We start from the raw sequence: 23,127 nt of genomic DNA on the forward strand, positions 1-23,127 counted from the left end.
TTATTATGATTTATGATGATCGATTGCAATAACGTTCCCAGATCGGATCAAATTGTTCAACGGGGACAATGTCATCGACTTTTTCAACCAGTGGAATAGAAACCACTGTTTTACCTTCTTTGTTTTTATGTAAACGAACAATAAATCGTTTATACCCGGAAGGTAAACCATCTTCAAACCCAAAAACTTCACCACAATAGTAACCAGTCTCATCGCCCTCTTCATTATGATTCAGGACATGATATTTGACATTTTTGTATGTTGCGGCTGATGGATATACCAGAAAATCCTCAACGGCGCTTTTGACTTTACTCTCTGCATCCATCTCAGTGTTTGAAGAAACTTCTGTCATCACACCTGCTATGTAGGAACAGCCCGCAATTAATAATAATACAAGGACTCTTAGTAACATTTTTCTCTATAAAATGGTGAATTAGAACACACTGAGTATTATTATAAATTGTCTAAAAAATAATTCGAGTGCAAGCCTAACACCGATATGTTGTATATGAAATTAAATGCTGAAAATTTCACTTTTTAATTTAATTCACGATATAATATCTTTGTATTTATGAATTTCACTGCGTAATTTGCCAGAAATACACTAAAACAGCTGCAGCAACTATCCAAATTAACGTTGCTAAACTTAAGCAAAACCACGGTGTTAACTTAGTTGCAAAAATATAAACAGTGATTAAATACATTGCATAAGGGATTAATGACCACAAACCAAACAATGCTGTTTTTCTTAACGCCTCCGCGCCTTGCTCCTGAACCACTATAACATGGGCAATTAATGCGAAAGTGGGGAACAAAGGAACCAATCCCGCAATATAATAAACCTTGCTACGCGAGAGAATCGCGATAACAAAAACAGCTAGTGCACCAAACAAACATTTGACCAATAAAGAAATCATAGCGAACTCAATAAGATTAAGAATATCTATACTAATTATTACTCTAAACCACTCTCATTGACTAGTTAGCTTTCATAAACAATCCTTTCCCGATCACATATTTAAGCATGTAGTTTTTTACACCATATATGTTTATTTGTGGTTGAATATTTTTTGCCATTATTCTGATATAACTTCTTTGGATAATGAAACAACCAAAGAAAAGAGATAAAAATGACAATAAAAATTTCTGTACTCGTTGATAACAACACCATCATTGACAGCTATTTCTGTGGTGAGCCCGCGGTCTGCTACCACATTGAAGCTGACGGTAAGAAAATCCTATTTGATACTGGCTATTCCGATGTTTTTATTAACAATGCCAATATCCTCAATATCGACCTAGCTCAAATTACTGACCTCGTTTTATCCCATGGTCACAATGACCACACATGGGGAATTAATCACCTTATTCAATATTTAGATCGCCGAAATGTTGAATCCCATAAGTCCAAAAAATTGATTTATCACCCAGACGCTTTGCAACCTAAAAGTTATCACTCAAAAATTATTGGCGTGAATACCCCCAAAAATGTTTTAACTGCCTACTTTGATACAGTTGAAACCAAAGGTGCTTACTCTGTTTCTGAGAATGTGATTTTCTTAGGTGAAATCCCAAGAAATAACACATTTGAAGGGAAAGAGCCGGTTGGTAAAACTATTGATGAGCATAACAATAGCGTTGATGATTATGTGCTTGATGATAGCGCCCTTGCGATTAAAACTTCCGAGGGATTGATTGTTATTACGGGGTGCTCACATTCAGGGATCTGTAATATTGTAGAGCACGCTAAGCGAGTCACCAAAATAGACAAAATTGTGACTGTCATCGGCGGATTCCATTTACAAAAAGCTTCTAATGAGCTGTTAAACCAAACCAGTGAGTATTTTAAAAAACAGAATTTATTGCAGATACACCCATGCCACTGCACTGACTTGGCTGCCAAAATTCATTTAGCGAAATATGCCCCTGTTCAAGAGGTTGGGACTGGTATGCAACTCACTTATCCTGCATAAAATAACATTTAATCATGTAACTAATTGAAATAATTCCTATATTAGCTACATGGTTTCATATTAATTACCTTATAATATGTTTATGTTCTTGAACCCAAATCATTATCATGTTTTAAACCTGATAACATTCTCGTCAGCTCTTCACATCGAATAATTTTTCCATTCATCAAATGGAAGCAAGCAAATACTTCAAATTCACTCACTGTGCCCTCTTTCTTTACTGCCTTCGCAATATGTTGTGTATGAACACAGTTTTCACCTTCTGCAATCGACTTAATATTGATCGTGATACTCTCAGTGGCTTCTTTTAACACCAGCACATGCTTACAGAACTCGGTAAAATCAATCAGCTTTCCATCAACTACTTGCACATAATCTAATGAAAAAAAATTGCTTAATTACTTCTAACTCTCCAATTTGTTTACCCAGAACCGATTTTAATGCCTGTTCTACAAATATCATCTTATTCATGCCTACTCCTCTGTATAATATTATTTTTACATTTTTAATATTATATTCGGGCAACTCACCCGGCTTTCAATCACCAAACTTTTTATTGGGTACAAATAATTCTTATTTGCATTACGCAAATCTATTCATCTAATTCTTATCATCAAAATAAACTTATTGAACTTTATAAGTAGAAAGACTACAACGTAGAATAATCGAGAAAGAATTCTTTTAAGGAATAATATGAAGCTGTTTAAATCTATTTGGCAGTTTTTTGGTACTTATCAAACACCCGCAGTTCGCTTAACTCATTGTATGATATTTTTATTGGTTGTTGGGCAAATTATCATCAGCAATTGGATGTCTGTCAGCAAAATTGGTGCTATCCCAGCAAGTGGGCTTGCATATTATTTTACTTGGCTACACATTATCATTGGGTTTTGCTTATTATTTTTGGCGGCTATTCTCATTTTTATCTGTCTCTCAAATCGAGGATTTCGATATTTCTATCCTTATCTATGGGGAGATCTCACACAGATAAAAAATGATGTCAAAAGCTTATTTAGTTTAAAACTTCCCGACAGCTCACCTAAAGGATTAGCAACCAGTGTACAAGGACTTGGATTAGGTGCATTGGCACTTGTTGTCCTTTCTGGTGTGACTTGGTTTATTTTATGGTGGCAAAATTCATCATTAGCTCCTGAAGCGAGAAATATTCATAAAACACTCACAGGGCTAATCGAAGCTTATATTGTGGGGCATGGCCTTATGGGATTATTGCATTTTATCCTATGGAGAAAAGCCCCCCATTAACTTACGACTAAGCGAATAAAGCATCCGTCGTACTGTGTTTTTCCAATATGATTGGCTTTCCTTCCGAAATAAGTGTCAAAATAAATTGGCACTTAAATATCACAGCTTGCTGATTATATTCACATTTAGAATCAGCCATCAGTGCTGATTGATTAAGTACTTTAACCTCTAAAAAAATTCATGTGGTTTAGCAGGGCCACTATTATATTCTACAACCGTCTTTAAAAATAACTTATTATCATTATAATATAGCGTATAAGCTTCCGTTCTTATCATAATGAAATTCACTTGGTTTTTGAGTCTTGCAATCCATGTACTCTTAATAAAGCCACCCTCACCATATTGATACAATAATTTATCATCTGAATCTTTTTTAGATAAAATTAAGCAATTACTCACAACTTTCATTTCAACCGGCCCGTTAACGTCATCTCAAATAATCTTATTTTTATTACACTTAACCGAAAGTTCATTATGTTCGCTATTAATATACTCATCTTTTTTTGCATTAAACTAAAGCAGTTATCCCCTCTTCATTTAAATACTTCATACCTTTAGTCTCAGATTATTATAAATCCAAAAAATCAGCGTAATATTTTATAAAATAGAAATAAGCTGCTAGAATTAATATGGATTTTCGTAATCATATCTATTTTTAACAGATTACTCTATGGGCATAGATTATTTTATTAAGAATTATCTTACTGTTACATTGAAATATACAGATAATGCTGATTTACACAAATTTAAGCTCTTCCTATACTCACCACTCAATTTTTCGTTAAGGAATAAACATGAATTGGTATTTAGAAGTCATCAAGAATAATTATGCTAATTTCGAAGGTCGCGCTAGACGCCAAGAATATTGGATGTTCACCTTAATCAACACTATTATCATTATGGTGTTATATTCACTCGTATTTTCATCTATTGATTACACAACAGACGAAATGGGTGGACTAGGCATGATTGCAGTAATTTTATTGGGGATTTACGCTTTAGCAACCATCGTCCCTTCTATTGCTGTATCTGTTCGTCGCTTACATGATACTGAAAAATCAGGTTGGTGGTATTTAATCACATTCATCCCATTTGGTGGGATCGTATTACTCGTTTTCATGTGCTTAGAGGGTACTAAAGGCGATAACCGTTTTGGCGCAGATCCAAAAGTATAAAAATAGTGCCCCTTATTAAGTAAGGGGCTTATTTCACTGCCTTCTTAAACCCTTTTCAAAACAGTTTTAATCTATTTGCTTCAATTTCTTACCCGCTAATAAAATACGGTTTCCGTAATACTTCTTTTTGGTAACTTTATTGGTTTTCCATTTGATATGATTGTGAGTATAAAATTGCATTTATGTGCAATATTTTGCTTGTCATAGTCACATTTGGAGTCGACAAATAAGATAGGTAAACCAAGTGCCTTAATTTCCATTTGAAGATCAAATGGCTTTTTTATGTCTTTGCCGTAACTAATGATACTTTCAGAGAATACAATATTATCTTTATAATATTTTATCGTCTCAGGAAGGTTATTCTCGTTATACGTATTTTCGCTGTATTGAACTTTAGGCTCTGCATTCATTGATCCTATAATTATCCCATCATTATTGTACTGATATATTAACTTCCCGTTACTATCAGTCCTTGAAATAATCAAGCAATTCCCTGCCACTTCCATTTCAACAGGTCCATTCACATCTGAACCCACTAATTTATTTTTTTCTCGTTTGATTGAAAGCCAGTTATCAATGCTATTTAAATACTCATCTTTTTTTTGTTTCATCGTGAAACTATCAACACAACCATCACGACCAATCTTTAATGTAGATTGGTAATTAATAGTTTCATCCTCATTATAAACAAAGGTGTTCAGTTCTTTGATATTCCCTTTAACTGGATTGAAATCATAGAGTTGCGCAAAATTAAAAACGATCGGATTATACTCATTATTTTGAAATGCTACGGATTGGAAGGAGACGGTAAATAATGCCAATTGAACAATTGAAGCTAAGCATTTGTTATTCATATAATTACATACCTCAAAATTGCTAAATTGCTGTGTTCTAAACTTTATAACTGTTTTTTCTAGTTTTTATTTACATCGTTAATTTCACTACAAATAATCCTTGTCATATTAACATTTATCAAACTAACTTCCAGCGCCATTTTTTATAAAAAAACACAACAAATGCGTAATTATACGTATTCACTAAACCTCTTCACGCTGCATTAAGATAATCGCAGGATGATTCATGGGTACCGTCGTGATAAAATATTTCCACTGCAAGTAAATGGTAAATAGGTACATTTTGATGAGGTTACTGCGTTTTTTTTCTTGGGTGCTTCTATTTGTTTTCATTTTTTTGACCTGTGGGTATATCTACATTGAAATGAAGATAGCAAGCCTGAATAAAAATGAAGTTGTAGTGATAGCTCATGCAGGTGGAGAAATTGATGGTAATATTTATACTAATTCTCTAGAAGCCCTGAATAGTTCATATGAAAAAGGTGCTCGTGTTTTTGAACTTGATATCAGTGAAACTAAAGATAGTCACCTCGTCGCAGTTCATGAATGGGATGAGTGGGCTGAATTTACTGGATATCAAGGCAATCTACCTCCAACCTTATCTGATTTTAAACGCTTAAATATCCTTGAGAAGTACACCCCTTTGAGTTTTGCGGATATAAATAATTGGTTTCTTGAACATGGTGATGCAGTTCTTATCACAGATAAAATAAATGACCCAGCACTCATAACATCGTTATTTGTAGATAAAGACCGCTTAAAGATGGAGCTATTCTCAAAAGAATCTCTGATTATAGGTGGAGAGCTTTTTGATGGCGGAATGGCAAACTATGACGCTTTTTCTAAAATCTTACAAACTCCGTCTGCAAAAATGTTTTTTCTCCCCAAAATTAACCAGTTAAAAGAGATGAATATACAGTACGTTGTTACGGGGGCACCTAGAACAAGGAAAGACAAGTTACGGCTAAAAATGCTTAGAGTGCTTGACGTTAAAATATACATGTTTTTTTTCGGTACTGATGATGAAATAGAAAAACAAGTAAAGGAAAATAGAGATTATTTAGATGGCACATACTATGACAGAATCCCTAGATAAATAGTCTCTGACTTGACAGTGATGGATTTAATTAAATTTTATCTCTTACTGTTACTTTAGCCTTGCGTGTAAGACACGGCGCCATCGGCTTGTACTTCGTTAGGAATAGAAGTTTGATCCCCTTGTGTGGCAAAGAGGATTTTGACATTTTTAGTCATTATATTTATGCTCCGAAATGACTGCTCAGGAAGTTTTTGCGGAATTTTCCGTAACTGAAGGATTTATTCGTCATAATGCGATATTTGACGCTAACACCCGAAGGGTGAGGCGTAAGGTCGAAGTTTTCTAATAGAAGCCACAGACGTTCGCAGGGTTATAGTTAAAGACGTAGTACATGTAATAGCAAATTATTGCGATTTAAATAGCCTATTTTTTGAACCGTTTTGGGGAAGAGTTTTGGGGAAGATTTTAATTGAACAAAAAAACGGGAGTTTTTAGGCTCCCGTTGTTGTTCACACTAAGTAATAAATTACATGTGTGCGATCATTGCGTCGCCGAATTCGCTACATTTCAGTAATTTAGCGCCTTCTAATTGACGTTCGAAATCGTAAGTTACAGTCTTAGCCGCGATTGCGCCTTCCATACCTTTAACGATTAAGTCTGCTGCTTCAACCCAACCCATATGACGCAGCAGTATATAGATACATTAATCATAACCATCTGATATTTATCATATTACTATAAATATTTTATCTTTTTCATGATAAAAACAGAGAGTTTTAAGTCATTGATAACATAAATGATTAATTTAGTTTTGATAACTGCTATTTCTCAAACATTGAGTGGAAATTAATCGATTTTAACACAATTAACCCATCACAATAATCGTCTTTTCTAATCGCTTAAATTATCTTTGCTTTAATTAGACAGCTAAACTCGAGTGTCTGGTTTGAACAATAAGCGGACGTTCATAATTATCCCTGTTCAGGAATGCATGGTTAGCGCGACCGCTAATGCATTTTTAGGTAACAACCTACTTTATATAGGCTCTTGCGTTGCTAATAAGCGGAACCGACGAAAACATATGCTATCAAACATCACTTCACCATCAGGTTGAAAACCCAACCGTAAAATAGTTTTAATTTTTACCCTACTCAAGGGCAGTAAAATAGTGATGCTTTCTAGTTTCATCTCACAGAAAGCACGTCTGATAATTTCGTCATAGATTATTTTACCAGCCCCCCAATAATCTGGGTGAAGCACCAGGGCAAGGTCTGCATCACCGTCTTCATATTGTAATCCCCCCCACCCAGCAAAATGCTCATTAATCATAATTGCCCACGGGCCATAACCATGTTCTTTCCATTGAGCATCTTTTTGTGCCACCCATTCTATACACTTTTGGTAGTTAAAATCGGGGCTTCCCAATGGCATGTGCCGTAATACATCAGGATGGTTATTGAGCGTAATAATATTGCTAACATTGACCTCTGTTAGTCTTTTAAATTCTAAAATCAAATACAGATCCCTTATGAAAAAATGCATGAATAAAATAATTCTACTGACATTATCATAACGTTATGGTTCTAATGATACTTTCATGACCTATTCAGCAAAGAATTGGGATAGTAGAACTTATCACATCTATCAAGATAAGCTATTAGAACACTTCTGATGATATTTCTTCTAAGAAATAAATCATATTCACTGCTGCGCTCCATTACATCGGACTTTTTTAATTATTTACAGCGTCCGTTTGAATTTCCGCTCATGGCACAAAGCTGATGGAGACCAAAACTTAAAGGTTTACTCTGAATAAGTACCTTATTATAACTTTTTTAGAACAACATTATCTTGTGTTAAGGGGATCAGATATCGCTTCGCATCATTTTCCATGACGCAGCAGTATATAGCTATATTAATCATCTGATATTTATGACATTATCATTAATATTCTATCTTTTACATAGCAAAAATAGAGGTTTTTAAGTTATTGATAATATTAGAAATTAATTCGTTCGTCTAGAATCCATTAAATCAATTGCAATGGCATATATGGTAATCATTTGTTTCTCTTGCTCACTTTCTTTTTGCTCTTTTAAGATCGCAGATATGCGCTCTCCAGTAATGTTATGCTTTGACTCATTTAGCAACATAACAGCCCGACCAACTACTTGGCATATTCGCATATAAATTACATCTTTATCCGTATCCATAATCACCTCTGAGTATTCTCTCAACAGTATCACTTAGTTAACGTAATTCCCAGATAAGATTTGTATAGTTTTACTATAATTAATTTTTCTGTAAAAAATTTAATGAATTCATTTAATATTTTTCATATTCAAATATTTTCTGATTTTTAGTTCATTAATTATTTTACTTGTTTAGATCAACTTTCCTACCATAGCTTATCATTAAGCTAATTATTTATTTTATAATAAAATCATTCTTTGGGCTTTAACCTATCAGCATTGGAAACATATAGAGCAAAAATAAGTACTAATATTGATACGGAGTAAATAATAAAGAGTTGTGGATCTTTATGCTCAACCACTATTAACCTAATTACTGCAGTAATTGCAATATAGATAAAATACTGTAATGGAAAATGATAGTTAGATTGAAAATATTTAATAATCAATGCAATGAACTCAAAGTATAAAAAATAAACAATAAGGCCATCTACTAATAAATAAATTGATATGGAATCATTAGCTGTAAATAATAACCCTGCTAATACAACAGTTTCTTTTATTAAAAAGGCTATTAATATAACAGCAAGTAAAAGTAATGCGGCACTACTAATCCACTGCAATATTCTACAAATCAATTTGGATTGACTTAGTCCTGACATGATACACCCACAGGATATTAATCCTTTGATATTAAATAGTAATATCATTAATTAAGGAAATGGACCACCATCGAGGCATCGAACCTCGACTCTTAGACTTAATAAGGCTAAATACTCTTCCAGTTGAGTTAATGGTGGGAAAAAATCATTTAAATAAATTAACTACATATGAAGTAATCAAAATTAATATCCCTACTAATATAATTACTACAAATATATTTCCTGAATATATAACAATACGTCGATAAAGAGGAAACCAGTTCACAGAATACACCTTATGAGTTAATTGTTAGAAAACACATACCCATTACCAAGCTTATTTAATGATGGCGTATCAAAGAAATAAATTGCACCAAGGATCGCTATAGTTAACACAGCCAAAATGAGTATGTTCTTATAAATAGTTACAACTAAACACTGAACTGTTTGCTTTTTCATTAGTATACCTTGGGTAAATATCCCTTGGATACCACATTTATTTTTAGATAAAAGCTTGCGGATGCAAGATTTGCTATTCATAGCAATGAGGTATAATTATTCCTTAACCTTAACACATCCATTTAAATAAATACGATTTAAATAAAAAAAACCTCGTTGTAACGAGGTTTTAAGTGCTATTGAAATTTTAATCAGCAAACTTTTGCTTTCATTGAGCTTTTGCAAAAAATGCATTTAGCCCCATGTGGATTATTTACTGAAATATCAAACTGTGAGGTTCTATATTGAGATCCACTACAGCAAGGACATTTAAAGTATAGATAGACTTTTATAGTGTCTTTAAAGCGCCACCACTTGTCCTGCAGCAGGACCTTTTGCACCATTTTCAATGATGAATGAAACTTGCTGACCTTCAATTAAAGATTTGAAGTTATCGCTCTGAATTGCAGAGAAATGAACAAATACATCTTTAGAGCCATCAGCTGGAGTAATGAAACCAAAACCTTTATCGTCGTTAAACCATTTTACTGAACCAGTCATTGTATTAGACATAGAATTTCCTTTAATTTTTTAAGTTTGCCATAAGGCATATTAGGTTTGTTTTTTATTTTTACTTATGGGAATTAATTAGAAGGAATTCGCAATGAAGGGTATCTTAGATAACGCTAAATGGTGAACGACTTTAAACTGACTAGCATAAATAGGCCTGTACTTCCAAACCAGTTAAACCATTAGGCCACACAAACACAATAATAGCAAATTTTATATTTCACTCCTTTTTCAGAAAAGCTTACTATTGATAGTATAAATGCAAATTAAAAAGCCATATTTAGCGATTTATTTGAATTCGTTATACCACTATTTATACAGCTAGAGCATATTTTTACAACTTCATAACCTGATTTTTTAGCCATTTTAATTGCTTGCATAGCATTTAAAAAGTTACCCAGATAAAATCTATTTACAGCTATAGGCATATTCTTACATCCAATCTTATGCATTTTATAACTACCCTGTGGTTCCATCATTGTCTGAATGTAATAGTTCATTTTTTCTCCATTAAGCTATACGAGAGGAAGCACACTAACAATCCCCATAATCGATGGTTTTAAACCTCTACACTTAGTTTTCAGAGGCTAAATACCTTTTATTTCCGTGATCTGCAGAATAGTCTTACATCCAGTATACAAGTGAAAATGCAGCTAACAGTAATACAACTATTATTAAAGCATTTCCTGTAAGTGATAAAATGTTTCGGTACAATGTAGATAAATTCATAGGTAGTCCCTTAGGAATTACTTCCCTTGGATACCGCATCTATTTGTTAGATAAAAGCTTGCGAAGGCAAGATTTGCTTTTATAGCAATGAGGCATGATTATTTAATGTACTATAACATACTATCTATACATTAACTTAATTAATAATTTTATAAATGAAAACATTTAGTTAGGAAGCATTTCATGCAAAATACTCTAATAATTAAAATGCTTACTCACTATACATACAATTGATAACAATTTTTTATTAACTTTTTACTTTTAGCTAATTTTATTTTTAGAAAGTAAATTCTATATTTATATTTTATTCATGCGCTTAATAATAACTTAACTTATTGATTCATAATTATTTAAATGGCATTAACCCTTGGTTTTATGCCATTTTCAACTATCATTTAACCTCTTGATTTAACGATATTATTTAAATGGTTTTGGGGAAGTCATTTTCTTAGCCATAAGATAAATTTTACCTTATTTCTTGATCTCCATTAATATTTTACTGTATATAATCACAGTTATTATTTAACTGTTTTTATATACAGCGCTTTATGCAAGGAGAATGTACGATGGTTACTATTAAAGTTCGCTTCGCTGCAAGCATGAAAGGTAAATTACCTGTGGGGACTTTCGACGCATTGAGCAATGAGATCACAAAAAGATTGAACCCCAAATACCCTGATTTAAATATCGATATTAGTTGGGGATCTCAAGCTAATGTTTCTATTGATGGCCTTGGTAAGAACGAAAAGAAAACCTACATTGAAGAAACGCTGGAAGAAATTTGGAATGATGGAGATTGGATGCCTGAAATGAAAGAAACTGAGGAAGTAGAGTATTTCGATAAATGATTAGAGTGCGCCAACTACTCAAGCTGGCGCATTTATATTTTAATTATAGCAATGTGTCATTATCACCAAGGTCATATTGTTTACGTTCCGTAGCTTCCTGTTCTGCTCTTTCCGCTTCTTCTGCTGCTCGTTTAGCTTCTTCTTCAGCTAATCGCTCTGCTTCTAGTTTAGCAAGCCTCTCAGCTTCAGCTAGCTTCTGATTGTAGATAGAATCACTCGGCATATTCACACGAATATCAATCCAGTGGCCATTGGGAATATCACAAGGCTCACCCGGAGTTAACTCAACCATTTCCCCATCGACTTCTTTAAGAAATTCAGGGTAAAGCTTGAATCGCTCATATTGAATATTCTGCGGCAAGTCATGCTTGCGATATGTCGTATAAAGCACGATATCGCCATCCTCATCAGGCTCAACTATGCGACCATCGAATGGGTGCGGTTTACCTTTTTCAAGTACATCATAAAGCGCATACACAAGTGGAAGCTGGTTGATGCCGCATGGAATTGTGATACCACCATTAATACCTCCCCAACTAGCATCAGAGTGAAGGCCAAGAACACCGTGTAACTGATAGATGCCTGTATGCAGTTTTTTGAGCGTTACACCTTCTGCTTCTTCATTTGGATCGACATCGTTAGCGAAAACTCTAACAATCGGAGATGCTGCTTTTAAGTTTCCGTTTGCATCTTTAGTGGTATTTGCCGTGCCATATAAAGTGTTCGCTTTGTACGTTGTTGTATTAGCTGTAATACCAGCACTCGTCTTAACAATGCCAGTATATATATCAACCCCGATGTTAGCGAAAGTGTCACCCGTTTTGAACATAAGATTTGGACAGTATCTAAATGTCCAATCGTTAGTAGCTTCTGTTCTCCATATTGTAGATGCATTAGCCCTGAAGTGTTCGGTAACACTAGCTGTAGTCCAGTTTTGCGCTGTCCCCTCCCCTTTGCCACCCCAGCCGAAATCGCCCGCTAGTACCGCAGTGCCACTTCTGTTAGGGAATGCAATCACAGCGATATTAGCGTTATTTTGATTACGGTGAATTAGGTTAGTCATATTGCCATTGCTGGGGACGTCTGCCTCTAGGCTGACATACGTATCGTCCGCTCTTGCTAGAGTGACGCGCGGATAGTTGCCTGATGCGGTTACTTTCATTGTGTCCCGCGCTTCAACATTACCGTATTTGTTGGCTGTCGCAAGAATTCTAACATTCGATATGTAGTAGGAAGATTTCACCCCGTCATTGACGGGAACGAGTGTCTGGTCCGATACATGCTGAGATATCTCAATGTCCCCCTGCGTATTAGCCAGACAAGTGTAATTAGTGTACGGCGCCCCCCTAAGCCAGATTTCTGCTTTATATGCGTTAATTTGCTTTATTAGAACTGGCGCTATAGTTGCGCTGGCTATGTCAAAGTGGCTGGTGCAGAAGTATGACCCCAAGATATTCTTCTCGGGTTTTGTCCCATTGCCGATAGTAAGATTCAAAATACCGAAGTGCTGGGGTTCTTCGCTGCCAGTCCCAGCTGATGAATAACCAGTAGAGGATGTGTTAGTAACAAAAATTTGGTATCTCTGCGCCCCAGATGAACCGTCTCCAGCACCGATAGTGCAAAGCTTTATGAAAGTTGCCCCTGCGCCAGATTGCCCCGCAAACCAGCTTGCCGCCGCTCTAGCTTCACCGGTAACACGGTTTAATGCAGCAAGGTCTCTACCCTGCCAAGTTAGCTTTCCGTCCTCTGTTAACACTAAAGCTGTTCCAGCGATGTCGTTAACGAACGCAAGTCTATCCTTATCATTAGGAGCGCCGATATACCCGCGGCGTTTCCCGTCCATCTTCTGAAAACCCAAAAATAGTGCTTGATTTTCAGAAGTATTTCTTAAGTTTAACGCATCGCTATTTTTTGTTATTGTCCCGCCAGTTTTATTCAGCTTACCATCTATCTGCTTTTTCAATTCAACAAGACTCTCAAGCCTTACCGTTTCCCCCGTCGGAGTTTTTACCTCAACAATGCCGTCCTGCGTCATCCATGTGTCCATATTTCGCAAGAAATACTGAATATACTGCTGATTTGCTAGCATCTTTCGAACGCCATCGCTCATGCTGTCCAAGACGAATGTCGCAATCTGATACTTCGCCGCTGAAGCGGCAACCGGTACAGGATAAGTGAGATTAATCTCTGTATCTGAGTTCACGGATAACACTGTGTTCATGTAAACAACGTTATTGATGAGATAAGAGATTGGACAACCTTCTGAGATGCCGGCTAAGTTATCTTTCCAGCCCGTTCCTGTGCCGGTAATTTTAGTCTGACCCGCTGTCGTTTTGATTGTGCCTGTTTGATAAATCATATTAACTCCAAAATTTGGACGCAAAAAAAACCGCAATTAAGCGGTTTATCGTTGAATTGAGTATTTAGAAGTAGTCGTTGAAATCGATGCTGTAACATCCCGCATAAACGATTTGGTTGAACATAGAGTTTGCGTACGATGGGTAGCTATCTAGTGTCCACATCTTCGTTGCCTGTATTCGGTTTCCTGAAACAACAAAGCCAGACATATAACAGTTTATTGAGTTCCTTTCGTTCTCCAGCCATGTATTAGGGCTGTCCATAGTGAACATCGGGACGCTGAACTTGCTTGTCGCCACATTGTTGCTTGTATTAACAATTTGTCCGTTGTTATAAAATGGACAATAATCTGATGAAAAAGCTACACCACCGTTTTTATTCCAAATCGTTAACCCATCTGCTGGTTGTAAATTCAATCCATACGCAAAGATAACCACATAAACGTACCCTGCATTTCTCGCAATGACTCTGGAATTGGGTCTATCATAGCGAAGCACTTGACCTGACGATTCCGGTCTTAAAAAAACTAATGCAGATCCACGATTAGGGATATCAGCCGGTATACTCCAATACCCTTTACTGTATTTATCCACATCGATATAAATTTTTTTACGGTACACGCAGTAAGCTACCGTGGATTCTTGCGTGATTGCTCTGAAATTATCAATCGCGGCATCTAGCTGCGAGTTAATGAACAAACCGTACGAATCTTGCGGAGCTTCCTTCAGTACGCCATACAAAAAAAAGTGGGAGTTACCATCACTCCCAGGCAACCAACCCGAATCACCGCCCCACCAGTCATAGTTACAATAGAATGTATCGCCAGACACCCAATAGCTTCCGATACTCACGCCCTGCACAGAACCATAAGCAAGAAAATGACACAATGCTGAAGGCACAATGACCACATTGTATTTCGACATCCCCGGTACATTAACTGACTTATTTTTTTGATATCGCTGAGGCTCAAGTGGGTGAATAACAATATGCTTTAAAAAGGTTAGAGGATAGGAATTGTTAGTGATTTCAATCGGCTTTCCGCCATCCTTTGGGTTTATGAATAGCCCATAATCATCACTCATGCTGGACGCCTCCCCACTTTCACGGCCCATCTTCCATTTTCGTCATAGACTGTCATTCCGGTACCATCGACTAACACCCTACCTGCATCCCCAACGATTTTAAAATCCCCGCTGATGAGCAGTTTGTTAAACTCAGCGTCGCCAGTTTTAGCGTCAATATTAAAACCAACTTTGCCGGGAACGTAATTTGCTGACGTCATTTTGTCAGTTACAACCACGCTATTGAGCCACGCTTTATCGATGAACGTTTCTTTCATGAAAATCTGACCATCTTTCATGTACATAAACGTTTCAAATTTACCGTTTGTAGGGTTGATGAAGGCAAAGTTATTGGCCATAAATCCGATGTAAGTACTGACTTTTCCTGCCTTCACTTCGGCGCTAATAACCATACCTGCTTTATAGAATTGCTTGTTGTACCAAACACCTGCGTTCACATCCCACGTTGCGTAGCCCTCACCTTTTGCCGTAAATTCGGTTGTCGCTTTGGTGTTAACAATCGCCATCTGTTCATCAAGCTTTGACTGAACCTGCGTTTGTGATTCCGCAAACGACTTGTTTAATGACGCGATAGCCTGATCGTTTTTAACAACTCCGGATTTCACTTCACCAATTGAGCTTTCTAATTCAGTGACAGATTTAGAAAATGCTTTGTCTAAATCAGCAATGGCTTGGTCATTCTTGATAACGCCTGCTTTAACGCCATTTATTGATGCATTAACTTCAACAATAGATTGAGCCCATGCCAACTCAGCGCTAGCAAACACACGATCCAGACGCTTAATCTGCGCCACTGATTCGCCGTGTTTTGTGAATAAGTCTTGCTGAACTTCAAAGGTGGCAGCGCTGTTTATCAAGTTAGATTCATTGACCCAATGAAGCTGGTCTTCAAGCCTCTTGCCGGCTTCAGTAGTCATGAACTGACCACCCATTTCATCAATGATATCTTTTGGCAATGCATCTGCTTGCCCAACGGCTTCAACAAATAGTGACTTTCCGTAACTGTTGACTGTTCGAACATAAAACCAATAATCGGTACCCGCTTTTAAACTCTCTTTCGTCCAGAACTGTCCTTGCCCTAACCGATTAGATTTTGTTGTAACTTCCAAATCGTTAGTGTTGGCCAGTTTCTTGTCGCTGAACCAGAATTCAAATGTATAGCCGTGTTGTGCGGATTCACCAGCACGTGGAACGCACGTCAATGAGAACATCCCGCCAGTCACTTCAACACTGACAGGCTTAGGTGGTGCTTGAATATCAAAATCAATAATGGAGGGTGCAGACATGGCGCCAGCGGCATTAATTGAACGAACTTCAGCGCGATAGGATCCGCGAACAAGTCCTGATAAATCGACCCTATCTTGCGGTACCTGAATTGATTGAATCACTTTCCCATCTTGAATAATGTTCACTGTATTGTAGCGAATGTCTGCAGCAGCTGATTTCCAACTCAGATATCCCTGAACAATCTCGCCGATACTAACCGGCACAAATGAGAGGTTTAACGGTGGCGCCACACCGCCCGTCGGCAATACAGTAAACGGTGGTCTAACAAATGGCTTACCGATGACATCCTCATAAATATAAGCACCATCCTCCTCGAGGAGGATATCAACTCCTTCCTGCGGATGAAATTTCCACTCAGCGACACGAAACTCAAGGTTTTGAATACCAATATGAGGAAGATTTAATAAAACAACCTCTCCTGGTCGGTAAGCGTAACCATCCATATTCATGCGCAATTGAATACGGCGACCTGCACGCTTTTCCGTAGATATAAATAAGAAAGTCTAGCTGCTTGGTATGGGCTAGTGACAAACCGGTAATCCATGTTCTCTTTGATTTCTAACCCATCTTCATCAATCCATTCTTCGATAATCACAGGCTCAAAGTCAGTTTTGATGTACAACTGCTCAGCATCAACAAACGTCCCATAAATCGCATTAGTGGCATCGCGCAAAGCCAGTTCCGGCGTGATATTAACGGTATCAATGATTTGATTCGGTTCAATGCGCAATACTGCTGGGCCATTGTAAACCTGCATTAAAATCCCGTGCTTGCCGGCTACATAGGTCGGCTCCGCTGCAATGCATTTGTGCATGTGATCGAGTATCGATGCTGGAGATTCAGAAAGTTCATAGGCCCCATTAATTGTGTAGCGTGGTTCGGCAACACCTTCTGGGCTAACGACTTGTTCGTCACACAGATCTGCAGCGACCTTGAATGATTCAAAATCAATATCAGCATCAGGCACACCAAGATAACTACGATAAAAATCGAGAACTACCAGTGCACCATTGTTGCTCCAGATTGTTTTATTCGTGCGAGGATCGAATAGCTGCTTACCCCAAACCTCTACTTTGACGTTTGGCACACCGTACGGGAATTTTTCAGCATCGTATCTCAGTGTTAATCGTAACCATGCCAAACCATCCCCGATCATGTCCTCTTTCCATGATGGTGCATTCTTTAGCATGTATGGGTCACAATCAGTCCGGGAGTTATGAAACTCATAACCCGCTTTATCGCCGAAAACTCCTATCAAATCATCATTCAGCCAAATCTTGCCGATGTGATCAACTTTGTGTGCAGCAATGGCTAATGCCATAAATAGACGTTCATTTTCATCTTGTTCGCCGCGCTCTTCTTCTGCGAAAAACAATAAACCAGAACACACCGTTTTCCCCACAATAATAGTTTCTGATGCAACCGCAGAGCGTAGAATTTGTTTTCGTTCAGATTGGTCCCGATAGCTCATCGATGGCATTTTATCTTTGAAGATCATGGTACCAGCAGCTTGCACAGCAATACCCGCTACGATTAATGCTGTACCCAATCCACCTGTGGCAATGACCCCTGCAATCATCAACCCAGCAGAGACAATGTTAGTGACCGTCTTTCCCATTTACTCTACTCTCCATGCTTTGACTGGTTGATGATTAACTGGCATTGCTCCTGACTCGGTAACCGCCCAAACTTTATTTGCCCATATAACGCCAAGCGTCTTCCCATCATCGCCGTTAAACATGACGATATCGCCACGCATTGCTTGATTAACTGGAATTTCAAGAAAGTGATTTAAAAGCGCAGACTCAATATCACCGAACTCCGTTTTTAAAACACGCATTGCGCCGGTGCGAGTTTTATATCTTCCACGCACTTTTTCACAGGGATCAAAATCACAGAGCGCAATCACACAATCCGCAGCAAATAAGCAGCAATCGTGCTCACCCCATGAAAATGGCGTTTGTGTTGCTTTTTGTAAGGTTTCAGGGAGTCTGGTTGTCCAGTTAGGATGTCGCATTGCTGATCTCCGGGCATAAAAAAACCCGCCGAAGCGGGTTTATGGAATTCGAATAATTATTTTTTGCACATTTCTAATATGGCTTTATCTTGTTCAGCACTATTAGAAATAATTACAGATCCAACATCAATGTTATACCCATCTATTGCCACTGTGGATATAAACATTCTACTGCCAGCATACCCACCATATATGTTTTTGGAATTCACATACCCACACACAGTAACATTTTTTGATTTACCATTAGACTCATTTGAGTGAGATTCAAAATCTCTAAAAATTGCTGATGAAGGATCCGTCATTTTACTAGAAACTTTTTTCTCTACAGCTTCATATATGGATGACTGAGATACAGAAGCCTCTCGATAAATAAAAACAGCGACAACCACGCCAACTACAACTGCAGAGCTAATCATTAATTGTTTGTTCACTCGAATATCCTATACAGTTTTTTTCAAGAGTAACGACAAATCACTTATAAATAAATGCTGGCGCATCTTTTTTGCTACCCCAATAGATAGCACGCTCCGCCATTTGTGCAACATAACGAAAAATACGATCACCCGTGTGCCTCTTTGTCCATGATTCATCGGTGAATCTATCAGGCAAACCTTGTGACCATCGCTCAAAGCGGTTTGATACCGTCACGGCAACTTCGTTATTATTACCCGTAGTCACACCAATATTTGATATTTGACCAGCGAACACAATTTCAGCTACAGCGGGTTTCCCATCACCACCTAAAGCCACCAGCATTAAACTGACATTTCTACCACGACTTCGCTCATTCATAACATCGGCAATTAAAAGTGAGTCAAAACCAGAAAGTGACAAGATAAGTTGTTGTGGGCTTGTGGTGTTACTTTCCGAAACTGTTTCTATGCTCCCCAAAGAACCCACGCCTAAATAGACTTCCCCCGCAATAATCAAATTGCCAATCCCGGTATGGGCTCTTGTTACCCCTGACTTCAAATCAAGTTTTGCAGCAATGACTAATTCAGCCCCATCATTAATTGCTTTGACCATGCTGTTAGAAAATGGATGATAAAGCATTAGAATAACGCCTCCTCAAACGTAATTGTTACATTAGAAAAGACGCCCGGTCTGTATTGAAAATTACCCTGATCATTGCTGGTTAATTTAAAAACTCCAAATGGACGCACAGTTTCTAATTTATCATTGGCTGCTGGAGAAACCCTTAACATAGGTGAAATAGGGATAACTGCATTCCCTTCTTTGTCACTAATGACATTATCAGTGACCATTTTCAACTCATTACCAACCGTCAAATAATCGCCTTTACGCAATATAATTGAACTAGCTATCCATCCTTTAGTTTGTAATATTTTACCTGTTTGATTGGCGGTACTTATTCTTGCTTCACCTTTTCCAATCAATCCTTGACGCAACCAATTACTAATTTTTACTCGGCCACTTTCACCATCAAGCGCCGCCATAAGAACCTCTAGATCGCGTGATAATTGCTCGGTAAGATTATTAAAGGTTAATGTGCAGCGCCAACGGCTACCAGGAAAGCGCACTGTTTGCACGCTTCCGGTAAAAACAGACGCAAATGATTTACTATTGCTGATTAATTGCCAGTTCATTGTTGCTGGCACAACGGCTTCTGGCCACTCTAATACCATGATTACCTCTCAAGGGATCCTCGGATTTTTCCTCTCGTCATAAAATCACGCTGTATTTTAGCTAAAGCGTCATCTGAACCTTGCTTTGCCCCCATCTTTGCAGCTTCTTGCATTGCATCATAAAGAGCCTGATCACCATTGCCAGTAACGTGGAATGTTTGATGAATAATAATACTTGGCGCGGCTGATTGTGCTTGCTCCAACCCTAGAACCCTAACGCCTAGCGAACCATCCCTTCCGCGAGTTAATGGCATAATCGCCTCTGGTCCAGCCTCACCCATTAACCCCATCCCAGGAACGCCACCCTTAGCAAAAGGAAATAACGTTGGAGATTTCACAATACTATTACGATGGGCGCTTAATCCAGGAGACTCATAAGTATTACCTTTGGCATTTGGTGTGGCTTTTAGTCCCATTGCATCACCAAAAGCGGTACCAGTAAAACCTGCTTTTAGAGCATTGAAGATCATCATCTGGAAGATCATTTTAGTAATTTCAGTCACTACTGATTGGGCAAAATCGGCAAAGTTTAATTTCCCTGTCGCAACGAAGTTAGCCAGCATACCTGACATGTCACTGAGGGCTGAATTACTAATAGATCGCATTTGGTCATAAACATTTTCAGCTGTATTGCCAAAATCTTGCACACCTCTAGCCATTCCTTTGTAAGCATCCTTCTGATCTCTAGATTTATCTTTCGACGATTGACGAACAATTTCTAACTGCTTTTGCTCTTCTTGAAGTAAAAATGCCGTTTGGTCAGCATAGAGTTGAGATTTTTTATCTGAAACTTCCTTGTCCAATTGATAGCGTCTTTGCCTGAAATCATCTTGAATACGCTGCTCTTCAAGCATTAAATCATAAGCATTTTGACTCATCGTCATTTGCAAGATTTGATTTGTTGCATCTTGACTAATTTTTGACGTTTTTTGCATAACCTCAAAATTTTGGTCATCAAATTTCTTTCGCAACTCCTTAAATTTAATTTCTTTTTCTAACTCAGCGTTTTTTAGTAACTGTGTGCGGATCTCAACATGGTGTGATTGGATGCTTTTTTGTCGAGCATTTAAATGCTGCCCTTGCAATCCAATTAATTCTTGTTCAAAGGAAGCAAGCTTACGCTCTGATGCAGTAAGACCTTCAGTTTCTTCCAATTGAGCTCGTAGTGCGGCACCTTGTTGCAAAAGCTGTTCTATACGCTGCTTTCCTTCATCAACAACAGGGTTGCTACCTGTTTTCTTTGGGGCAGTAAATAACTTATCCAGCCCTTTTATGGCTTGTTGATATTCATTTGCGGAAATAGTGCCCTTATCCAACATCTCTTTGAATTGCTTTTGCCTTTCAGAGCGTTCCTTTTGCTGATCTGTTCCTGCTTTAAATGCTGCATTAAAATTTGTAGTTATCTCAAGTTGTTTATATGCAGCTTCTTTTTGCTCTAATAATTGCTTTTCTTGTATTTGCGCCTGTTCTTTTTTTAGTTTTATTGTTTCCTCTAAGAATGCATTATTCACTTGTGTATTTATTTTTACATAATTACTACCGTTAGTTACCTCATATAGTCCTTGATAGCTACGCCTAAGAGATTCAACCTCATTTTTTTGTGCTTTTAGCACTTCACTTTGCGTATTTTCCGCTTTTACCTTAGCTTGCAGTGTCGATATTTGAGCTAATTCGGAAGCCTCTCTTGTTTTTCCTTCCCTTTCAAGTAGCGCGATGCGCTGAACAATATCTGATTCGACAACAACGCCTTCATCAATTAGTTTTTTTATTCCAGTTAATGGCTGTTCACCTATAGAAACCAATTTACTAATAAGCAAATCAACGCTACCACCAGACTTTTCCATCTGAACACCAAGCTCTGAAACTTGGTGAAGCAAATCACCAGAAAAACCCGCACTAGCTGCGGCAGTCACAGATTTATAAGCTTCTGCAGTTCCACCTAGCTCATTCGCTAGATTTCGTAGATCATAGGCGGTTGTTACAAGCCCTAACCCGCCTTTTTGCAAGGCTGCATTGAAGGCTTTTTGGCGCTCTTCGGCTTGCTGATATTGAGAGTATAAATAAGTAAAGGCACCCGCTGACGCCATAATGCTAATACCAACAGCGCCCCCCATCATGCCCCATGCACTTTTAAACAAACTGGCACTATTCGCCGCTGCCCGCTGTGAGAAGGTTAGTTCTTTGCTGGCATCGGATAATTGAACTGTCGCAGCTGCTAGATTTTTCTTACCATCAAGCTCGCTTTTATCAGCCAAAATAATGGCATTAGACGCACTCTGCATTCGCTTCTTGGCATCGGCTTCGGCAATATTTGCCTCACTGATAATGCGTGCGTTTTTAGCATGATCCTCAGCATAGCTGACTGATATACCATGCTGCTTATTCACTTCAACTTGTCGCTCTAAATACTCATCGAGTGCAAAAGCTTGCTCTCTGCGGGCAATGGCTTCATCACGCATTTTTGCTGCAAGATTGATTTTTTCTTGGGCGCTTTTTCTATCCGCTTGAGCCCCTTCGATTTGAGCACGAGATAAATTAATAGCCTCTCTCGCGGCTTCTTGTGCGACTCGCTGCTGTTCTGCTAAAGAAAATTTAACACTGTTGACGTTCTCTAATGAGCGTTCCAGTGCAGGAATAAAACCCCCAATTAAACTACTGGTCGCTACCGATGAACCCGCAGAAACACTGGTAAGTGCATTTCTTAGTTGAGCAAATCCAAGTTGTGAGTGTCTCGCCAATTGGCCAGAAGCAGATAAATCAGCACCCGCCTTTCTGGCACTGGCTGACACTTCTAATAATCTTTCCGCTGTGTTACCCGCATCTTTCGTTGCTGCTTGTGCGAATTTTTGGGATTCTTTTCGCGCAGAGTCATACGCATCAAAGACTTGTGATTTAAAAGAGGCTGCGTTGAGGTGTAACGCAACCGCTAAACTTGCAACGTCAGCCATTTAAGATCCTCATGACATTATTACACTGCTCTTCCACATTTGATGGAAGCGGTGTTTGGGTTATTGG

The 23,127-nt window shown here is 37.9% G+C and carries 26 protein-coding genes, 1 tRNA gene and 3 pseudogenes; 5 read left to right on the forward strand and 25 right to left on the reverse strand.

Annotation, left to right across the window (positions count from 1 at the left end; all coding sequences use genetic code 11):
- Positions 1-10: 10 nt before the first annotated feature.
- A complete protein-coding gene (locus LDO51_RS16910) occupies positions 11-352 on the reverse strand; it encodes a hypothetical protein (protein ID WP_225575515.1) in 342 nt (113 codons plus the stop codon).
- Positions 353-578: 226 nt separating this feature from the next.
- Positions 579-917, reverse strand: coding sequence for a GlpM family protein (locus LDO51_RS16915; RefSeq protein WP_225575516.1), 339 nt, complete (start codon positions 915-917; stop codon positions 579-581).
- Between the two features lie 213 nt (positions 918-1,130).
- Here LDO51_RS16915 and LDO51_RS16920 point away from each other — a divergent pair, with 213 nt between their 5' ends.
- Complete coding sequence (locus LDO51_RS16920) at positions 1,131-1,973, forward strand: MBL fold metallo-hydrolase (RefSeq protein WP_225575517.1); 843 nt, start codon at positions 1,131-1,133, stop codon at positions 1,971-1,973.
- Between the two features lie 80 nt (positions 1,974-2,053).
- Here LDO51_RS16920 and LDO51_RS16925 read toward each other — a convergent pair whose 3' ends face one another.
- Positions 2,054-2,344 (reverse strand): nuclear transport factor 2 family protein, encoded by a 291-nt coding sequence (locus LDO51_RS16925; RefSeq protein ID WP_225575518.1) that lies wholly within the window; start codon positions 2,342-2,344, stop codon positions 2,054-2,056.
- Between the two features lie 322 nt (positions 2,345-2,666).
- Here LDO51_RS16925 and LDO51_RS16930 point away from each other — a divergent pair, with 322 nt between their 5' ends.
- Entirely contained in the window at positions 2,667-3,236 is a 570-nt protein-coding gene (locus LDO51_RS16930) for a cytochrome b/b6 domain-containing protein (RefSeq protein ID WP_225575519.1), read from the forward strand.
- Between the two features lie 168 nt (positions 3,237-3,404).
- On the opposite strand, the gene LDO51_RS16935 is transcribed toward LDO51_RS16930, so the two are convergent.
- Positions 3,405-3,644, reverse strand: coding sequence for a hypothetical protein (locus tag LDO51_RS16935; RefSeq protein WP_225575520.1), 240 nt, complete (start codon positions 3,642-3,644; stop codon positions 3,405-3,407).
- Between the two features lie 386 nt (positions 3,645-4,030).
- Here LDO51_RS16935 and LDO51_RS16940 point away from each other — a divergent pair, with 386 nt between their 5' ends.
- Entirely contained in the window at positions 4,031-4,411 is a 381-nt protein-coding gene (locus LDO51_RS16940) for a DUF805 domain-containing protein (RefSeq protein ID WP_225575521.1), read from the forward strand.
- Positions 4,412-4,506: 95 nt separating this feature from the next.
- Here the strand turns inward: LDO51_RS16940 and LDO51_RS16945 are convergent, their stop codons facing one another.
- Positions 4,507-5,265: a YnfC family lipoprotein gene (locus tag LDO51_RS16945; RefSeq protein ID WP_225575522.1), complete on the reverse strand. Its 759-nt coding sequence runs from the start codon at positions 5,263-5,265 to the stop codon at positions 4,507-4,509.
- Positions 5,266-5,448: 183 nt separating this feature from the next.
- Complete coding sequence (locus tag LDO51_RS16950) at positions 5,449-5,598, reverse strand: hypothetical protein (protein ID WP_225575523.1); 150 nt, start codon at positions 5,596-5,598, stop codon at positions 5,449-5,451.
- Positions 5,599-5,629: 31 nt separating this feature from the next.
- Between LDO51_RS16950 and LDO51_RS16955 the strand changes: the two genes are divergently transcribed.
- Positions 5,630-6,361 carry a glycerophosphodiester phosphodiesterase family protein gene (locus tag LDO51_RS16955; protein ID WP_225575524.1) on the forward strand — a complete coding sequence of 244 codons (732 nt, stop codon included), beginning with the start codon at positions 5,630-5,632 and terminating at the stop codon, positions 6,359-6,361.
- A gap of 163 nt (positions 6,362-6,524) precedes the next feature.
- Here the strand turns inward: LDO51_RS16955 and LDO51_RS16965 are convergent.
- The 10 genes and pseudogenes from LDO51_RS16965 to LDO51_RS17010 all read right to left on the reverse strand — a co-directional run.
- A pseudogene (locus LDO51_RS16965) lies at positions 6,525-6,700 on the reverse strand (DUF2612 domain-containing protein); the annotation flags it as partial.
- Positions 6,701-6,830: 130 nt separating this feature from the next.
- Positions 6,831-6,998: pseudogene (locus tag LDO51_RS16970) on the reverse strand (NADP-dependent isocitrate dehydrogenase); the annotation flags it as partial.
- A 341-nt stretch (positions 6,999-7,339) separates the two neighbouring features.
- Positions 7,340-7,819 (reverse strand): GNAT family N-acetyltransferase, encoded by a 480-nt coding sequence (locus tag LDO51_RS16975; RefSeq protein ID WP_036979447.1) that lies wholly within the window; start codon positions 7,817-7,819, stop codon positions 7,340-7,342.
- Positions 7,820-8,310: 491 nt separating this feature from the next.
- The gene (locus LDO51_RS16980) at positions 8,311-8,517 is read right to left on the reverse strand and encodes a DUF2767 family protein (RefSeq protein WP_154599179.1); all 207 of its coding nucleotides are present in this window, start codon (positions 8,515-8,517) and stop codon (positions 8,311-8,313) included.
- Positions 8,518-8,747: 230 nt separating this feature from the next.
- Positions 8,748-9,158, reverse strand: coding sequence for a phosphate-starvation-inducible protein PsiE (gene psiE, locus LDO51_RS16985; protein WP_154599178.1), 411 nt, complete (start codon positions 9,156-9,158; stop codon positions 8,748-8,750).
- A gap of 60 nt (positions 9,159-9,218) precedes the next feature.
- A tRNA-Asn gene (locus LDO51_RS16990) sits at positions 9,219-9,296 on the reverse strand.
- 144 nt (positions 9,297-9,440) lie between these two features.
- Positions 9,441-9,596: a hypothetical protein gene (locus tag LDO51_RS16995; RefSeq protein ID WP_154599177.1), complete on the reverse strand. Its 156-nt coding sequence runs from the start codon at positions 9,594-9,596 to the stop codon at positions 9,441-9,443.
- Between the two features lie 209 nt (positions 9,597-9,805).
- Positions 9,806-9,979: pseudogene (locus tag LDO51_RS17000) on the reverse strand (hypothetical protein); the annotation flags it as partial.
- Positions 9,936-10,148, reverse strand: a complete 213-nt coding sequence (gene cspE / locus LDO51_RS17005; protein ID WP_036975560.1) for a transcription antiterminator/RNA stability regulator CspE — start codon at positions 10,146-10,148, stop codon at positions 9,936-9,938. The gene cspE and the pseudogene LDO51_RS17000, both read right to left, overlap by 44 nt.
- A gap of 263 nt (positions 10,149-10,411) precedes the next feature.
- Positions 10,412-10,645: a hypothetical protein gene (locus LDO51_RS17010; protein WP_154599176.1), complete on the reverse strand. Its 234-nt coding sequence runs from the start codon at positions 10,643-10,645 to the stop codon at positions 10,412-10,414.
- A 795-nt stretch (positions 10,646-11,440) separates the two neighbouring features.
- On the opposite strand from LDO51_RS17010, the gene LDO51_RS17015 reads away from it, so the two are divergent.
- A complete protein-coding gene (locus tag LDO51_RS17015; RefSeq protein WP_154636887.1) occupies positions 11,441-11,722 on the forward strand; it encodes a DinI-like family protein in 282 nt (93 codons plus the stop codon).
- Positions 11,723-11,765: 43 nt separating this feature from the next.
- Here LDO51_RS17015 and LDO51_RS17020 read toward each other — a convergent pair whose 3' ends face one another.
- The 9 genes from LDO51_RS17020 to LDO51_RS17060 all read right to left on the reverse strand — a co-directional run bounded on the left by LDO51_RS17020 (position 11,766) and on the right by LDO51_RS17060 (position 23,060).
- The gene (locus LDO51_RS17020) at positions 11,766-14,081 is read right to left on the reverse strand and encodes a hypothetical protein (RefSeq protein ID WP_154636886.1); all 2,316 of its coding nucleotides are present in this window, start codon (positions 14,079-14,081) and stop codon (positions 11,766-11,768) included.
- Positions 14,082-14,145: 64 nt separating this feature from the next.
- Positions 14,146-15,162, reverse strand: a complete 1,017-nt coding sequence (locus tag LDO51_RS17025; RefSeq protein ID WP_108478932.1) for a DUF6453 family protein — start codon at positions 15,160-15,162, stop codon at positions 14,146-14,148.
- Positions 15,159-16,892, reverse strand: coding sequence for a phage tail tip protein J-related protein (locus LDO51_RS19815; protein ID WP_225575525.1), 1,734 nt, complete (start codon positions 16,890-16,892; stop codon positions 15,159-15,161). Before LDO51_RS19815 ends, LDO51_RS17025 begins: the two co-directional genes overlap by 4 nt.
- A 2-nt stretch (positions 16,893-16,894) precedes the next feature.
- Entirely contained in the window at positions 16,895-18,067 is a 1,173-nt protein-coding gene (locus LDO51_RS17035) for a hypothetical protein (protein WP_225575526.1), read from the reverse strand.
- The gene (locus tag LDO51_RS17040) at positions 18,068-18,466 is read right to left on the reverse strand and encodes a DUF6950 family protein (RefSeq protein ID WP_154636884.1); all 399 of its coding nucleotides are present in this window, start codon (positions 18,464-18,466) and stop codon (positions 18,068-18,070) included. It lies immediately after the preceding gene.
- A gap of 56 nt (positions 18,467-18,522) precedes the next feature.
- Entirely contained in the window at positions 18,523-18,897 is a 375-nt protein-coding gene (locus LDO51_RS17045) for a hypothetical protein (RefSeq protein WP_154636883.1), read from the reverse strand.
- A 40-nt stretch (positions 18,898-18,937) separates the two neighbouring features.
- Entirely contained in the window at positions 18,938-19,519 is a 582-nt protein-coding gene (locus LDO51_RS17050; protein WP_154636882.1) for a hypothetical protein, read from the reverse strand.
- Complete coding sequence (locus LDO51_RS17055) at positions 19,519-20,112, reverse strand: hypothetical protein (protein ID WP_154636881.1); 594 nt, start codon at positions 20,110-20,112, stop codon at positions 19,519-19,521. Before LDO51_RS17055 ends, LDO51_RS17050 begins: the two co-directional genes overlap by 1 nt.
- A 2-nt stretch (positions 20,113-20,114) precedes the next feature.
- Positions 20,115-23,060, reverse strand: a complete 2,946-nt coding sequence (locus LDO51_RS17060) for a phage tail tape measure protein (RefSeq protein WP_154636880.1) — start codon at positions 23,058-23,060, stop codon at positions 20,115-20,117.
- Positions 23,061-23,127 lie beyond the last annotated feature (67 nt).

Source organism: Providencia alcalifaciens (assembly GCF_020271745.1).
In the GTDB taxonomy this organism is placed as follows: Bacteria; Pseudomonadota; Gammaproteobacteria; order Enterobacterales; family Enterobacteriaceae; genus Providencia; species Providencia alcalifaciens_B.